The 16823-nt window shown below is 37.3% G+C and carries 15 protein-coding genes; 7 read left to right on the forward strand and 8 right to left on the reverse strand.

The features are described from left to right. Nucleotides 1-61: 61 nt before the first annotated feature. Both carB and rpmH read right to left on the reverse strand, forming a co-directional pair. Nucleotides 62-2914, reverse strand: coding sequence for a carbamoyl-phosphate synthase large subunit (gene carB, locus CWD90_RS05455; RefSeq protein ID WP_103474922.1), 2853 nt, complete (start codon nt 2912-2914; stop codon nt 62-64). Between the two features lie 101 nt (nt 2915-3015). Next, on the reverse strand, nt 3016-3177 hold the full coding sequence (gene rpmH / locus CWD90_RS05460; RefSeq protein ID WP_103474923.1) for a 50S ribosomal protein L34: 162 nt from the start codon (nt 3175-3177) through the stop codon (nt 3016-3018). Between the two features lie 205 nt (nt 3178-3382). On the opposite strand from rpmH, the gene CWD90_RS05465 reads away from it, so the two are divergent. Further along, nucleotides 3383-4267 carry a DUF6263 family protein gene (locus CWD90_RS05465; protein WP_103474924.1) on the forward strand — a complete coding sequence of 295 codons (885 nt, stop codon included), beginning with the start codon at nt 3383-3385 and terminating at the stop codon, nt 4265-4267. Nucleotide 4268: 1 nt separating this feature from the next. Beyond that, a complete protein-coding gene (locus tag CWD90_RS05470) occupies nt 4269-4784 on the forward strand; it encodes a hypothetical protein (RefSeq protein WP_103474925.1) in 516 nt (171 codons plus the stop codon). Nucleotides 4785-4857: 73 nt separating this feature from the next. Here CWD90_RS05470 and cls read toward each other — a convergent pair whose 3' ends face one another. The 3 genes from cls to CWD90_RS05485 form a co-directional block, all read right to left on the reverse strand. Continuing rightward, nucleotides 4858-6321, reverse strand: coding sequence for a cardiolipin synthase (gene cls, locus CWD90_RS05475; protein WP_103474926.1), 1464 nt, complete (start codon nt 6319-6321; stop codon nt 4858-4860). Continuing rightward, nucleotides 6322-7278 carry a lytic transglycosylase domain-containing protein gene (locus CWD90_RS05480; protein WP_103474927.1) on the reverse strand — a complete coding sequence of 319 codons (957 nt, stop codon included), beginning with the start codon at nt 7276-7278 and terminating at the stop codon, nt 6322-6324. Nucleotides 7279-7404: 126 nt separating this feature from the next. After that, nucleotides 7405-8067, reverse strand: a complete 663-nt coding sequence (locus tag CWD90_RS05485) for an alpha/beta fold hydrolase (RefSeq protein WP_103474955.1) — start codon at nt 8065-8067, stop codon at nt 7405-7407. A 163-nt stretch (nt 8068-8230) separates the two neighbouring features. Here CWD90_RS05485 and CWD90_RS05490 point away from each other — a divergent pair, with 163 nt between their 5' ends. Continuing rightward, nucleotides 8231-8524, forward strand: a complete 294-nt coding sequence (locus tag CWD90_RS05490) for a GNAT family N-acetyltransferase (RefSeq protein ID WP_103474928.1) — start codon at nt 8231-8233, stop codon at nt 8522-8524. Nucleotides 8525-8608: 84 nt separating this feature from the next. Here the strand turns inward: CWD90_RS05490 and mtaB are convergent, their stop codons facing one another. The 3 genes from mtaB to CWD90_RS05505 all read right to left on the reverse strand — a co-directional run bounded on the left by mtaB (nt 8609) and on the right by CWD90_RS05505 (nt 11561). Further along, nucleotides 8609-9937 (reverse strand): tRNA (N(6)-L-threonylcarbamoyladenosine(37)-C(2))-methylthiotransferase MtaB, encoded by a 1329-nt coding sequence (gene mtaB / locus CWD90_RS05495; protein ID WP_103474956.1) that lies wholly within the window; start codon nt 9935-9937, stop codon nt 8609-8611. A gap of 129 nt (nt 9938-10066) precedes the next feature. Continuing rightward, on the reverse strand, nt 10067-11242 hold the full coding sequence (locus tag CWD90_RS05500) for a GlmU family protein (protein ID WP_103474929.1): 1176 nt from the start codon (nt 11240-11242) through the stop codon (nt 10067-10069). A gap of 67 nt (nt 11243-11309) precedes the next feature. After that, entirely contained in the window at nt 11310-11561 is a 252-nt protein-coding gene (locus CWD90_RS05505; protein ID WP_103441949.1) for a type B 50S ribosomal protein L31, read from the reverse strand. Between the two features lie 168 nt (nt 11562-11729). Here CWD90_RS05505 and CWD90_RS05510 point away from each other — a divergent pair, with 168 nt between their 5' ends. The 4 genes from CWD90_RS05510 to CWD90_RS05525 are packed head-to-tail and all read left to right on the forward strand — an operon-like array spanning nt 11730 to nt 16823. After that, nucleotides 11730-12254, forward strand: a complete 525-nt coding sequence (locus CWD90_RS05510; protein ID WP_103474930.1) for a DUF4199 domain-containing protein — start codon at nt 11730-11732, stop codon at nt 12252-12254. Between the two features lie 35 nt (nt 12255-12289). Further along, nucleotides 12290-13246, forward strand: a complete 957-nt coding sequence (locus CWD90_RS05515; protein WP_103474931.1) for a glycosyltransferase family 2 protein — start codon at nt 12290-12292, stop codon at nt 13244-13246. 47 nt (nt 13247-13293) lie between these two features. Continuing rightward, nucleotides 13294-15003: a phospho-sugar mutase gene (locus CWD90_RS05520; RefSeq protein ID WP_103474932.1), complete on the forward strand. Its 1710-nt coding sequence runs from the start codon at nt 13294-13296 to the stop codon at nt 15001-15003. After that, the gene (locus CWD90_RS05525) at nt 15003-16823 is read left to right on the forward strand and encodes an ABC transporter ATP-binding protein (protein WP_103474933.1); all 1821 of its coding nucleotides are present in this window, start codon (nt 15003-15005) and stop codon (nt 16821-16823) included. Before CWD90_RS05520 ends, CWD90_RS05525 begins: the two co-directional genes overlap by 1 nt.

The raw sequence follows: 16823 nt of genomic DNA on the forward strand, positions 1-16823 counted from the left end.
AAAAAGGAGTTTTTAAATTAAATAGGAAATAATATTTCCCTGAAATCCGTAAATATTGGATTTACTTGCTCAAATACATCTTACGTCTAGAGTACAAATTGTAAAATTCGTCGTCCTTTAGACTGTCTATAAACAAAATGCTCTCCCCTGTACTCTTCATTTCCGGACCTAAATTCTTATTTACATTCGGGAATTTATTAAAGGAAAATACAGGTTGTTTTATGGCATACCCTTCCAGTTGTGGATTAAAAGTAAAATCTTTTACTTTTTTCTCACCCAGCATTACTTTGGTGGCGTAGTTTACATAAGGTTCCTTATAGGCTTTCGCTATAAAGGGTACCGTTCTGGATGCTCGTGGGTTAGCCTCTATAATATAAACAATATCCTCCTTAATTGCGAATTGAATATTGATTAACCCTACTGTGTTAAGAGCCAAGGCAATCTTCTTGGTGTGGTCCTTTATCTGCTGCATTACAAATTCACCTAGATTAAAGGGTGGTAAGGTAGCATTTGAATCCCCGGAATGGATTCCACAGGGCTCTATATGCTCCATAATTCCGATAATGTAAACATCCTCTCCGTCACAAATGGCATCTGCCTCGGCTTCTATGGCTCCATCCAAATAGTGGTCCAACAATAATTTGTTGTTTGGTATTTTACGTAATAAATCCACTACATGAGATTCCAACTCTTCCTTGTTGATCACTATCTTCATTCCTTGTCCACCCAATACATATGATGGTCTTACCAATAATGGGAAATCCAACTTGTCTGAAAGCGCCAAGGCTTCTTCGGCTGTTTCGGCTACGCCAAATGGGGGAAATGGAATATTGTTTTCCAATAATAAGTTTGAAAAACTTCCTCGATCCTCAGCTAAGTCTAATGCCTTAAAGCTAGTGCCGATTATTTTAATTCCATATTTATCCAATTTTTCAGCCAATTTAAGTGCCGTTTGTCCTCCAAGTTGAACAATAACGCCCTCTGGCTTTTCGTGTCTAATAATATCGTAAATGTGTTCCCAGAATACGGGCTCAAAATAAAGTTTGTCAGCGATATCAAAATCTGTAGAAACTGTTTCAGGGTTACAATTGATCATGATAGTCTCATAACCACATTCCGCTGCGGCCAATACACCATGTACACAACAGTAATCAAATTCTATACCCTGCCCTATACGGTTGGGACCAGAACCAAGAACTACAATCTTTTTCTTATCGGTTACAATACTGTCGTTCTCTACATATCTCTTCCCATCCGGAGTTTCTATTTCCGCTTCAAAAGTAGAATAATAATAAGGTGTCATGGCCTTAAACTCTGCCGCACAGGTGTCTACCAATTTATAGATCCTATTAACATTTAAGGCTACACGTTTGTTGTATACCTCACTCTCATAGCAATCTAGCATATGGGCTATTTGCCTATCAGCAAACCCTTTTTGCTTGGCTTCCAACAAAAGATCTTTGGTAAGTGTGTCAATGTTATAGTTGGTGATTTCCTTTTCAAGTTGATAAAGCTCTTCGTATTGCTTTAAAAACCACATGTCTATTTTCGTTATCTCATGAATCCTGCTCAGAGGAATGCCCATTTGTATGGCATCATAGATGACAAATACCCGATCCCAACTTGGAATCGTTAGTTTACTGATTATTTCATCATAATTGGTGTACCCCTTACCATCCGCACCAAGTCCGTTCCTCTTTATTTCTAACGACTGTGTAGCTTTGTGCAGGGCTTCTTGAAATGACCGACCAATGCCCATTACCTCTCCAACAGACTTCATTTGAAGTCCTAAAGTTCTATCCGAACCTTCAAATTTATCAAAATTCCATCGTGGAATTTTTACAATAACATAATCCAAGGTAGGTTCAAATAAGGCCGACGTAGATTTTGTAATTTGATTACTTAGTTCATTTAAATTATATCCAATGGCCAGTTTAGCGGCAATCTTGGCGATAGGATATCCTGTGGCCTTGGAAGCCAACGCAGAGGATCGGGAAACCCTAGGGTTAATTTCTATAGCAATAATGTCTTCCTTTTCATCTGGACTTACCGCAAACTGCACGTTACATCCCCCTGCAAAATCTCCGATACTACGCATCATATGAATGGCCATATCCCGCATTCTCTGGAAGGTACTGTCAGATAAGGTCATAGCCGGCGCTACAGTTATAGAGTCTCCGGTATGGATCCCCATAGGGTCCATATTTTCAATGGTACAGATAATGACTACGTTGTCATTCTTATCCCTTAACAACTCCAATTCGTACTCCTTCCAGCCCATTAAGGCTTTATCGATCATCACCTCGTGAATAGGAGAAATTTCCAATCCAAGGCTTAGTAGCTCATCAAAATCTTCTGCTTTGTACACTATGGAAGCTCCTGCCCCACCAAGCGTATATGAAGCCCTGATAACCAATGGAAAGCCAAATTCTTGGGCAATTTCCTTACCTTTCAGAAAAGAAGTAGCGGTAGCTTGAGGCGCCATTCCTATGCCAATTTTTAACATTAGCTCACGGAATTTTTCCCGGTCTTCTGTAATGTTTATAGCATCTATATCTACTCCTATGATTTTTACTCCGAAATCTTCCCAAATTCCTTTAGTATCCGCTTCAATACAAAGGTTTAAAGCTGTTTGGCCACCCATGGTAGGCAAAACCGCATCTATGTTGGGATGTTTTTCCAGAATCTCCCTGATAGATTTTGTAGTCAAAGGTTTTAAGTATACATGATCGGCCATAGTAGGGTCGGTCATGATCGTAGCAGGGTTACTGTTGATGAGTATGGTTTCTATACCGTCTTCTCTTAATGATCTTAATGCCTGTGTACCTGCATAATCGAACTCACAAGCTTGACCAATAACAATGGGGCCTGAACCAATAATTAAAATAGAATTTAAATCTTTTCTTTTCGGCATTTTACTAGTTATTTATATATATGAAAGAGAGAATTGGACAAAAAAAAGGTGCTACTTCGGAAAAAGTAACACCTTATTATTTTAAAAAAATAATTCAATCATTATTTTTTGTGCTTCAGTTCCGAGGATACAGATAATTTCTTTCTTCCCTTTGCCCTTCTTCTAGCTAGAACTTTTCTACCATTGGCAGAAGCCATACGTTCTCTAAAACCATGTTTGTTTTTTCTCTTCCTTTTTGATGGTTGAAATGTTCTTTTGCTCATCGTAGCGTATTTTTTATAGTCTGCTTAAATTACTTTTGATATTGTTTAAACTTTGCTTCAAAGACAGCAAAATCCGGCTGCAAATATACAAAGAGTTTTTGCATTGACAAATCTTATTAAAAAAATATTTTTTTAGGATTGCCCACCCTAAGGCCCACAGGATTTTATTACTTTTGCATCGGCTTAACCTGAATGACACTTTAACATGAAGCGCTTTATATTTTTAATGGTTTGTATCCTGTGTAAAACGGGTGTTTTTGGACAAACCACATTGCAATATCACTTAAAAAAAGGAGATGTATTTAAGATTAAACAGGATGCTGAGCAGGTAATCATACAAGAATTGGATGGTGCTACTCACGAAATAGCCAATCATATTGATGGAATTTTAGAATTTAAAGTGCTTGGTGAACTTGTAAATGGATATGAGGTATCATTGACTTTTAAGGATTTAAATCTAAAAATGACATCTAGTATCCAAGGAGAATTAATGAATGTAAAGGCCAAAGAGGTAAAGGAAGAAGATATGCAGTCCAAAATTTTCAATACTATATTGAACAATCCTGTGAAAATGGTTTTAGCCAAGAACGGTAATATATTAAAGGTTCAAGGCGGCGACAGCCTGGTTGCAAAAATGGCCAGGGCCTCGGGTTTGGAAGATGAATTCTCGATCAATATGATGAAAAAGTCCTTAGAAAATGAGTTTGGATCAGTGGCTCTGTCCAATAGTTACAAGCAAATGACCTTTATTTATCCGGATAAAAAAGTTAAAGTAAATGATAAATGGGAAAACGCTTATGATGGTAAATTAAAAACTACCAATACATGGACACTGAAAAGTATAGTTGGCAACACGGCAGAAATTAACGGTAAGGCTAATGTTGTAATGGATATAACGGATGCCAATACCAGTATGAAACTAAGCGGGACACAAACCACGTTGGTAACGACGGACACTACTTCTGGTTTTATTCTCAGTATGCTTGTAGAAGGCTTAACAACTGGGACCTCCACCATGATACAAATGGGTGACCAAGAGATCCCTACCACTATAAAATCAAAAATTACGTACAAATTAATTAATAAGTAATATGTTCAATAAAAATTTAAAATTAGTCATAGCTGCTTTAATCATAGCCTATGCCGTATATCAATTTATAGAAGGTAATATTGGAAATGGAATTTCCCTGATCCTCCTATCCTCTATTTTCATATTTCTATATTTTAGGAATGAAATTATTTTATTGGCATTCTTGAAAATGCGTAAACAGGATTTGGCCGGTACCAAGAAATGGCTCGACAAAATAAAAAATCCAGATGCCGCTCTTACCTTAAAGCAGAATGGTTATTATAATTACCTTAACGGTATTATATTCTCTCAGACCAATCTTACCCAAGCCGAAAAATACTTTAAAAAAGCATTGAAATTTGGTCTCAATATGGATTATGATGTCGCCATGGCTAAATTGAGCCTTGCGGGTATTGCAATGCAAAAACGCAGAAAAAGAGAGGCTACCATGCTCTTGAACGAAGCTAAGAAACTGGACAAGCAGAACATGCTTGCCGAGCAGATAAAGATGATGCAGCAGCAGATGAAAAAAATATAACGGGAAGTGTAAGAGTAACAACTAAATAGGATCTCCCTAAGATCGTTTTAGAAAAGACCTTAGTGAACTTAACTCAAAGTAATGGTGCCCATAACCTACTAAATGACTCCTGTAGTTTACGACCTATACCACGGCTTTCCCAACGGTCTAGAGTAACCTCTTCACAATCTATGATATCCAATTCAAATTGCTTCCTCATTTGTGCATTTATTGCTTTATTGTAGATCAACGCATTTATTTCGAAGTTCATGGAAAAACTACGATAATCCAAATTGGCCGTGCCAATACTTGAAAACATATTATCTATTACGAGCGTTTTAGCATGAATAAAACCTTTGCAATACCTATAAATAATTATTCCAGAATTTAGACATTCCTCAATATAGGAATCCGTGGCATACTGGGCGGCCCATGAATCCGATTCATAAGGTATAATAATTTTAACTTCCACCCCACTCCTGGCAGCTGTGGTCAATGCGGTTAAAATGGCAGTATTAGGCATAAAATAAGGGGTGGCGATCAATATACTTTCCCTAGCTGTGTTAATAGCACAAAACATAGCTTCCATAATATTGGCCCAATCACTATCTGGGCCACTGGCGGCTATTTGTATGGCGACCGGTTTCTTAGGCTTAGACTTATGTTTTGGTAGTAATATTTCCTCAATTTCTAATTCTTCTTTTGCAGCAAAATTCCAACTCAACAAGAATGAAGATTGTAAGGCTCCGACCGCCCCTCCTTCGATACGGAGATGCGTATCTCGCCAATATCGATCATTTTCAAAGCTGTTGTCGTATTTCTGATCCAGATTAATTCCTCCCACATAACCTATATCACCATCTATGACAACAATTTTTCTATGGTCTCGGTAATTTAACTTACTAGTAGAATTAGAGAAAAGAACGGGCATAAATGCAAAGTGCTTCACTCCGTAGGTAGTAAGTTTCTTTTTATTTTTATTGGAAATGTTACTGCCTACGTCATCATAGATTAATCGCACCAAAACACCTTCTTTTGCTTTTTGGCAAAGTATATCTATAATTTCTGACCCCAGTCCATTATCAAAAAGAACAAAATATTCCAGGTGAATATGATGCTTGGCATTCTTCAGGTCATCTCGTAATACTTTAAATTTAGCTTCCCCATTAACTAGGATATCTACCTTATTATCAAACGTTAAGACTGCCTTATCATTATTTCTTAGTAAATGGTAAATCTTATAAATCCCTTCCCCAAACTTTTCCTCTAGCCCCTCTTTCTCCTCTCGATTAAGGCTAAATTTCTCCTGCCATCTTTTGAGCCTACTATTATCATTGATATATTTTTTATTAAATATCTTATCTTTTCGGTAGTCCTGTCCAAAAAAATAATAAACCAAGAGTCCCACAAATGGAAAGACTATTAGAGCAAATATATAAGATAAGGTTTTTACAGGGTTTCTGTTTTTTAAAACAATAACCACCAATAATATGATTACCAAGATATAGTTAATTCCAAGGAGAATGGACCAAATATTATCTTTTAGGTAAGACATCATTTATTTTGAAACCTTGTAGTATCCTTTATTTGGAATTTCTATAGTATACTTCTTCTTGGAAGCATTGTTTAAATGTGGCTCTCTTAGCCATGGGTTATGCCTCTTTAAAATTTTGTAGTTTATTTCATATAGATTGGCAAAGTCGGCGAAATTACTAACCGATTCATCTATTTCAACGTTAAAGGTTGGAACAGCGCTATACATATCTTCTTTTTCTATGTGAAAACCGTACTTCTCAGGGTTGGAAAGAATCTCCTTTATTGCTAAAATACGAAACACATAACGTCCAGTTTCTTCTCCCAAAAGGAGGTCATAATAACCGTCCGCTTTCTGTATACCCATATACTTTTGTATTCCACCTGCCCCGGCGTTATATGCAGCAGCAGCCAGAGTCCAGCTACCAAATTTCGATTTTGATTTATTCAAATATCTACAAGCCACTTCGGTCGATTTTTCAATATGGTACCTTTCATCCACATTGGAGTTTATTTCCAATCCATATTCCTTTCCTGTTGCGCTCATTATCTGCCAAAAACCCGTTGCTCCTGCAGGAGAAACAACATTTTGAAGTCCACTCTCTGCAAGTGCCAAGTATTTAAAATCGTCCGGGATGCCATTTTTGGCCAAAATTGGCTCTATAATTGGAAAAAATTTATTTGCCCGTTTCATTAAAAGCAGGGCATTGGACTGCCAATAGGTATTTACCAAAAATTCACGATCAACACGCTCCATTATCTCTGGGTCATCGAATGGCACAGATTCGCCTGAGAAATTCAAATCTTCTGGTATCTCAATTGCTGTGATTCGGTACCCCACATCGCCTGCGTCATTTGTTTCAGGTGTGGAATCCTCCATTACCATGGCCGTTTCCTTGTACTGATTTTGTACAGCAAATATTAAGGTGCTTCCCACGAAAAAAACTCCCAAAATCATTAAAACGTTCTTTATAATCTTCATCTGTTATATTTTTAAAATTGCTAATTATTCCTAATTTGTCTCTTTACATTGGGTAAGCCGTTCTGCTACTTTGGTATTCCATACCTCCTACCCTGTTCTAGTTCAAAGATATTAAATAGAACTGCCTTATTGCAAAATAATTGTGGGTAAGTGTTCATTAAACCATTTTGATCGGTGAATTATCATCGTATGGGTCCCATTTTTAACTGTAATACAATCTTTAATGTGGCTTACTGGAAAGACGGGGTCTTTTTCCCCGTGAATATGTACAATGTTCTCCTGGCACTTAGTTTGTTGCCAATTTATGATGGTATTTATGGACCAGTCCAGATAATATTTGTCGCGTATGGATAAATACTGTTCATAAAGTGCCAAGCGCTTGGGAACAGTTTCCCCAAAGGCGTATTTGGCCAACAATTCCATATTATTCACGAGTCCTGTGGGTAATAACTTGTGTACTCTGGTATATTTGGCGAAAATCATTCTCCTGGGCAGTTCCGATTTACTCTTAACGCTCGAAATTATTATTACTTTCCTCACCGTAATGTGTTTTGCCATTTCCTGAACAAGAATTCCACCAAAGGAGACCCCTATTAGAACGGCATTGTCATGTTTTACATAACTGCACATTCTCAAGGCATATTCTTCCAAAGATATATCCTTGTCAGGAATGATCCAATCTAAACAATGCTTTTCAAAGGTCTCCGTTGGTAGGTTTATGTTGTCAAAAATAGTTGTATTGGCAGCCATTCCAGGCATGAAATAAACGTGTATTTTATTGTGGACCATTTGGTTTTTCAGCATTCTATTTAAATAGGATAATTGCTTTTTTTTAGCTAACTTTGTTTTCTTGGCTTTTTCGTCCCCACTTATTTTTACCTAATTTATAAGCCTAGATTGTAATTTGAGAACGTTATGATCCAAAATTAGTCATTATTTAAAATCAAACTATATGAATGAAGTAGAAATTAAGGACAATGGCTTCTTGAGACAATTTGAAGCCAAGGTTGACGGCCACTTGGCCAAGATTGAGTATTCTTCCCAAGAACGCAAAGTTTTTTTAACCAAACTTGTAATTCCTGAGGAAATAACAAAGGAAGGTTTTAAAGAAGATTTCATTAAAAGTGTTTTGAGCCATATCCAAGAACAGAATTTAAGAGTCGTACCCACTAGCCCTCAAATAGCAGGTTTCTTGAGGAAGAATCGACAATACAAAGAAATGCTTCCCGTAGGAATAAGAATATAATAGACTTCAGCAAAAAACCTCTCAGTTATGAGAGGTTTTTTACTTTTATTCTTAATCTAACAGTACTAAGAGATTTTGATTAGGCTAGGCCAATGCCATGCTACCTACTTCAATACATCTCACCATTCCGTCATCATCAATTTCTGTAAGATTTACCTCGTGCAAAGTGTTGACCAAACTGGGGTTCCAAGGTGCTTTTACTTTTACATAATTTTCCGTAAAACCGTGTATATAACCTTCTTTGTTCTCGGATTCGTACAATACCGTTCTAATAGAACCTAATTGTCCTTCATAAAAAGCCCGTCTTTTTTTCACCGAAAGACCCCTTAACATTTTACTTCTCTTGTTTCTAACTTTTTTAGGCACTACCCCATTTAATTCAACAGCCTTTGTATTATCCCTTTCAGAATAAGTAAATACGTGGAGGTAAGAAATATCCAATTCATTTAAGAAATTATAAGTTTCTAAAAAATGTGCCTCTGTTTCTCCTGGAAATCCAACTATTACATCCACTCCTATACAGGCGTGCGGCATAACTTCCTTAATTCTTTTAACCCGATCAACATATAGATTGGTCAAATATCTTCTGCTCATTAATTTAAGAATGGCATCACTTCCGCTCTGTAGGGGAATATGAAAATGAGGGACAAAAGAATTGCTTTGCGCCACAAAATCTATGGTTTCATTTTTTAATAGATTTGGTTCAATCGATGAAATTCGTAAACGGTGAATTCCATCTACCCCATCCAAAGCTTTTACCAGATCCAAAAAAGTATGTTCATGTTTTTTGTTACCAAATTCCCCTTTCCCATAATCGCCAATATTAACTCCGGTAAGCACAATTTCCTTAATACCCTTTGCTGAGATTTCCGCGGCGTTCGTTAAGACATTCTGAAGGGTATCGCTCCTAGAAATCCCTCTAGCCAACGGAATGGTACAATAGGTACATTTATAATCGCAGCCATCCTGCACTTTTAAAAATGCCCTAGTACGATCGCCAATGGCATAACTGCCCACATAGAAGTCGGCCTCCTCTATTTCACAAGAATGTACCTCTCCAAAATCATTCTTGGAAAGATCATTGACATAATCTGCAATCTTGAATTTTTCGGTTGCTCCCAAAACAAGGTCAACACCGTCTACAGCGGCTAACTCCTCGGGTTTAAGTTGTGCATAGCAGCCTATAGCAGCTACAAATGCATTTGGATTGCTTTTTTGTGCTTGCTTAACAATCGATTTAAATCGCTTATCGGCATTTTCTGTAACGGAACATGTATTGATGACATACATATCCGCATTTTCAGAAAAATCCACACGTTCAAAGCCTTCCTCCACCAAATCTCTAGCTATGGTCGATGTTTCCGAAAAATTGAGCTTGCAGCCCAAAGTATAGAAAGCTACCTTTTTTTTCATCATTATCTTTCTTTCTCTGAATATAATTCAGTTTCTTATAAACCTAATCCAAAATGACTGCAAATATACCAAATAATTAGGCAGCCATTTAGTCCACACAAATGGTTTGGAATATTTAACGGGATATGATTAATCTTTACGCCACTGTTTGGATTCCTCAAAAACGTGGTTAAGGATATTGGCATCCATTTCATTAAATTCCACTCCCCTACGTGCCATCATTACTTTGGCCGCCTCAAAAGCCTTATTGGGCTGGTAGGTAGTGAAACCGGAGGCGCCTCCCCAACTAAAACTGGGGATAAAATTCCTAGGGAAACCAGGGACATAAATATTGCAGTTAACACCTATTACCGTTCCGGTATTGAACATAGTATTTATGGCCGTTTTGCTATGGTCACCCATCATTAGTCCGCAGAATTGGAGTCCTGTCTGTTCAAATTTCTCAGTATCGTAATTCCATAAGCGCACTTTGGCATAATTATTCTTTAAATTGGAATTATTGGAATCCGCACCAATGTTGCACCATTCCCCAAGTACCGAATTACCTAGATAACCTTCATGGCCTTTACTAGCATATCCGAAAATAACAGTATTGCTAATTTCACCGCATACTTTACTATAGGGGCCAACTGTCGTTGGTCCATAAATTCTGGCACCCATCTTTACCACAGCTTTTTCACACAATGCGAATCCACCGCGAATAAGATTTCCTTCCCATACCTCTGAATTTTTCCCAAGATATATGGGCCCTTCGTTGGCATTTAAGATACTGTACTCAACACTGGCTCCTTCCTCCAAAAAAATATTCGCCGGGTTCACCAAACTATTGGTCTTGGAAATTGGAGCACTTTTCCGTCCTTCGGTCAAGAGGTCAAAATCAGCTTGTAATGCTTCTCCATTTTTAGAAAATATATCCCAAGTATTTTCAATTCTCAAAACGGGGCCTTCAAATTCTATGTGGGTATAGGTGGAAAAATCTACCTCATCTTGCGTCTCTGCAGTATAAAAGGCAATAACATCTTCTCCATAAAATACCGCTTCATTAACTCTTAAATTCGCCACTAAATCCGCCAATTCGGCATTGGGCAGGAAAGAAGCATTAATAAGAACATTCTCTTCCATTTCCACCATTGGAAATCTTTCGGAAAGATAATCTTCGGTTATTGTGGTGATAGTACTGCCCAGATATTTTTCCCATTTTTCCCTTATGGTCAAAATTCCGATTCTAATATCTGCTACTGGTCTGGTAAACGTGAACGGCAAAAGGGCCCTTCTTACCGTACCATCAAAAAGAATATAGTTCATACAACTAAATTAAAACAAAAAAAGTCACGCAACTGCGTGACTTAATAACTCTTTTATAAAGAAAATATTACTTCTTAAACTTATCGTATTTGCTCTTAAATTTATCGATACGACCTGCTGTATCCAAAAATTTGGCTTTACCAGTATAGAATGGATGAGAAGTTCTAGAAATCTCCAATTTAACTAATGGGTATTCTACTCCATCAACATCTAAAGTTTCTTTTGTATCGGCTGTGGACTTAGTAAGGAAAACCTCTTCATTGGACATGTCCTTAAAGGCTACCAATCTATAATTCCCTGGATGTATATCTTTTTTCATTGTAAAAACGTTTGTTCCTGCTTAATTTCGAGGTGCAAATTTAAATATTTTTCTGAAAAGAACAACTTAAAATCCTAAAAAAGGAAAAATAAAAATTACTTAACTTTAAATGTAACAAATTTAACATCTTCACAACTAATCAAAAAAATCCTTTAAAATTTAATCAACATGGAAGAAACCCAACCAAAAACAGGAAAGTATGCTTTAACTTACGGACTCATCCTAGGTGCCATAGGCGTTGTATTTGCATTAATGCTATACTCTTTGGATATGCATTACCAAGGCGGAATGATGGTGCTGAGCGTAAGCCTTTTTATTACTATTGTTATGATAGTAATCGGAATGCTTCAGTTTAAAAAAGACAATAATGGTTTTATTACTTTTGGACAAGGATTAAAGATCGGGGTGGGCATTGGCCTTATTGGTGGAATTATTGGGATTCTCTTCAATCAGATTATGGCCGGGGTAATTGATCCAGACATGATGAACAAGGCCATGGAGTACCAAAAAGGCCTTCTTATGGAAACTACTAAAATGACCCCTGACCAAATTGATGCCCGAATGGAGGGTAGTAAAAAATTTACTACACCGTCTATGCAGATTGTATTTGGACTAGTGTATAGTGTAGTGGCAAGTTTTTTATTATCACTTATTCCCGCATTAATTATAAAAAAGCAAGAAACTATTCAGTAATTTGTACTTTTGAAAAGATTTTCCATTAGTACCGAATGAATATATCCATAATAATTCCCTTACTCAACGAAGAAGAATCGTTAACAGAACTGCATGATTGGATTGTACGCGTAATGCAATCCAATCATTTTTTATATGAAATACTTTTTATCGATGATGGAAGTACCGATACCTCTTGGGACATAATCACAAAATTAGGCACATCCAATCCCAATGTAAAGGGAATTCGATTTTTGAAAAATTTCGGAAAATCCCAAGCCTTACATGCGGGCTTCAAAGCTGCACAGGGAAATGTTGTCATAACTATGGATGCGGATTTACAAGATAATCCGGAGGAAATACCCCAATTATATAAACTAATTGATCAAGAAGGTTTTGACCTTATTTCCGGTTGGAAGAAAAAGAGATATGATTCCATCATTTCCAAAAATATCCCCTCTAAACTATTTAATTGGGCCGCCCGTAAAACCTCTGGTGTATATTTACACGACTTTAACTGTGGCCTAAAAGCTTATAAAAGAGAGGTTATAAAGACGATTGAAGTTTCTGGGGAAATGCACCGATATATCCCTGTTTTGGCCAAAAGTGCAGGATTCAACAAAATTGATGAAATGATTGTGCAACATCAGGCCAGAAAATACGGGAAAACCAAATTTGGGATGGACCGTTTTATTAATGGTTTTCTAGATTTAATTACCATCTGGTTTGTTTCTAAATTTGGCAAACGACCTATGCACCTTTTTGGTGCTTTGGGAGTCTTAATGTTTACCATTGGTTTTGGATTTGCACTTTATTTAGGAATCGACAAAATATTCATCAACCCGTTTGGAAGGCTTATCACCGAACGTCCACAATTCTATATTGCGCTGATAGCCATGGTAATAGGTACACAACTTTTCCTAGCCGGCTTTTTGGGGGAAATTATGGTACGGTCCCGAAAGAATGAAACCCGTTACAATATTACAGAAGCGATTAATCTTACCGAAAAATAAATAAATATTCTTCGTATTTTTAAGAACACATATAACACCAAATTACTATGGAAGCCATACTGAAAAATGCCAAAAATTGGTTGACCGATTTTTTCGACGACAAGACCAAAAACGAAATTCAAGAGCTAATAGACAACAATACTGAAGAGTTAAAAGACCGCTTTTATAAAAACCTTGAATTTGGGACCGGAGGGATGCGTGGAATTATGGGGGCAGGTACCAATAGGATCAACAAATACACCTTGGGAAAAAGTACTCAAGGGCTAAGTAACTACCTAAATCAAGTATATAAAAACGAAGAGGTTAAAGTGGTAATAGCCTATGATTGTAGGCATAATAGTGACACCCTTGCAAGGACAGTTGCAGAGGTATTCGCTGCCAATGGTATAAAAGTGTTCCTTTTTTCGGAATTGAGGACCACCCCTGAACTTTCGTTTGCCGTAAAATACCTTAACTGCCACGCTGGTATAGTACTAACTGCTTCACATAATCCTCCAGAATACAATGGATATAAAGTATATTGGACAGATGGCGGCCAAATAGTACCACCGGAGGACGAAGCTATTGTAAGCGAAATAAATAGCCTTTCTTTCGAGGATATCAAATTCAAAGCAGATGATAGCTTAATAGAATTAATAGACAAGAAGGTAGATGAAGCATTTATTGAGGCATCCGTAAAAAATGGAAACTTTAATGCCAAGGGAAAAGACAACTTTAAAATAGTTTTTACATCCTTACACGGTACTTCCATAACAGTAATACCCGAGGTTCTGAAGCGAGCAGGGTATAAAAATGTTACCGTTATTGAGGAGCAAGCCAAACCCGATGGTAATTTTCCCACGGTAGTCTCCCCTAACCCTGAAGAACCGGAAGCTCTATCCATGGCCATCAAAAAAGCAGAGGAAATAGGTGCAGATATGGTAATTGGAACCGATCCGGATAGTGATCGTCTAGGGGTGGCCGTTCGTAATTTGAAGGGAGAAATGGAAATCCTGAACGGAAACCAATCCATGGTCATGATGACCAAGTTTTTATTGGAACAGAGAAAGATAAAAGGAATTTCTGGGAAGGAATTTATTGCTTCTACCATTGTTTCTACGCCTATGATGGACTCCCTAGCCAAAGCCTATGGGGTGGAATGTAAAACTGCCTTGACCGGTTTTAAATGGATAGCCAAAATGATCAAGGATTTCCCCAACCAGCCTTTTATTGGAGGGGGAGAAGAAAGCTTCGGATTTATGGTAGGTGATTTTGTACGGGACAAAGATGCGGTTACCGCCACCCTATTGGCCTGCGAGATTGGTGCCAGTGCAAAAGCAAATAATAGTTCGTTCTACAAGGATTTAATTGATTGCTATGTGAACTACGGATTTTTTAAGGAAAAATTAATCTCCTTGACTAAAAAAGGAATGTCAGGCGCAGAGGAAATTAAACAGATGATGATCGACTTCAAGGACAACCCCGTTGAAACTATTGATGGGTCTAAAGTGGTTATTGTAGAAGATTACAATACGGCGACATCCAAAAATGTATTAACGGGTAAAGTATCACCTATAGCTATTCCAAAATCCAACGTATTGATATACATTACCGAAGATGGGACTAAAATGGCTGCTAGACCCAGTGGTACCGAACCAAAAATCAAATTCTATTTTAGCATCAATACCGAATTAAAAAATGCAGCTGACTTTAAAAAAGTTGATGCTGAACTGGATGCTAAAATTGAAAGAATCCTTAAAGAACTGAAAATAGGTTAATGGAGTATTTTAAGAAAATTCTTCGCTTTGCGAAACCTTACCGTAGATACGGATTTTTAAATATTTTTTTTAATTTTCTATACGCCCTATTTAGTGCACTTTCTTTTGCCGCCTTAATTCCTATGTTGGATGTTCTATTTAAGCCGGAAAAAAAGATTTTGGTCGAACCAGTGTATGAAGGTTTGGGCCAACTAAAGGATTATTTACAGCACTATATTAATTATCGGGTTAACGCCTATTCGGGTGATGATGAAATGAAAGGCCTTGTTTTGGTAATAGGGCTGGTATTAATTCTTTTTCTTTTAAAGAATTTCTTTAATTACTTGGCCATGTATTTCATTACTTTTTTGAGAAATGGGGTGCTAAAGGATATCAGAAATAAGATGTATGCCAAAATAGTGGATTTGCCTATTTCCTATTATTCGGAAAAGCGAAAGGGTGATGTTATTGCACGTATAACTTCCGATGTTTTGGAGATTCAGCATTCTTTTCTATCCATATTGGAACTCATCGTAAGAGAGCCACTTACTATCCTGTTTACTATTTTGATCATGTTTGGGATAAGTACAAAGCTTACCCTTTTCGTGTTTATTTTTATTCCTATAGCGGGAATGATTATTTCGAGAATTGGAAAATCCCTAAAAAAGAAATCGGATCGTGTGCAACGTGAACAAGGGGAGTTTTTATCTATTGTGGAAGAAACACTTGGGGGGTTAAGGGTTATAAAGGCCTTTAATTCCGAATCCAGATTTTATAAAACCTTTTCCACTTCTACCAATAGGTTTTTTCACTTTTCCAATAAGTTATTGAACAGACAAAATCTTGCCTCCCCTACTGGAGAATTTTTAGGAATACTGGTTATAGGTGTGCTGCTCTGGTTTGGTGGGAAAATGGTTTTGATAGATAAGACGTTGGATGCATCCTCCTTTATTGCCTACATGGGATTGGCTTATAATATTCTTACCCCGGCCAAAGCCATAAGCAAGGCTTCTTTTGGCGTTAAGAAAGGGAATTCTGCAGCGGAACGTGTGCTGGAGGTTTTAGAAACGGAAAACCCGATTATGGAAAAGAGAGAGGCAATTTCGAAATCCGCATTTGATCAAGGAATAGATATAAAAAATGTTTCCTTTAAATATGATGATGATTACGTCCTGAAACAATTCAACCTAAATGTTCCCAAAGGTAAGACCGTAGCTCTGGTGGGCCAATCTGGAAGTGGCAAAAGTACTATAGCCAATTTAATGACCCGCTTTTATGATGTAAATGAAGGTGAAATTAAAATAGACGGGATAGATATTAGGGATTTTACAAAAACATCGCTTCGCGGGCTAATGGGGCTGGTTACACAGGATTCCATTCTTTTTAATGATACCGTTAAAAATAATATTGGACTTGGGAAGGAGAATGCCACAGATGAAGAGATTGTTGCAGCAGCCAAAATAGCCAATGCCCACGATTTTATTTCAGAGCTACCGCAAGGATATAACACCAACATAGGTGATAGTGGCAACAAATTAAGTGGGGGCCAAAAACAGCGTTTGTCCATCGCAAGGGCAGTTCTTAAAAATCCACCTATTATGATATTGGATGAAGCTACTTCTGCCTTGGATACCGAGAGTGAAAGGTTGGTCCAGGATGCCCTGGAAAAAATGATGCAGAACCGTACTTCGATAGTAATAGCACATAGACTTTCTACCATACAAAATGCCGACACTATAGTAGTATTACAGAAGGGGGAGATAGTAGAACAAGGGTCTCACACTCAGTTGATGGCTAAAGATGGGGTTTATAAAAGGTTGGTTACTATGCAATCTTTCTAA

The organism is Arenibacter catalasegens, assembly GCF_002909235.1.
GTDB classification, from domain to species: Bacteria; Bacteroidota; Bacteroidia; order Flavobacteriales; family Flavobacteriaceae; genus Arenibacter; species Arenibacter catalasegens.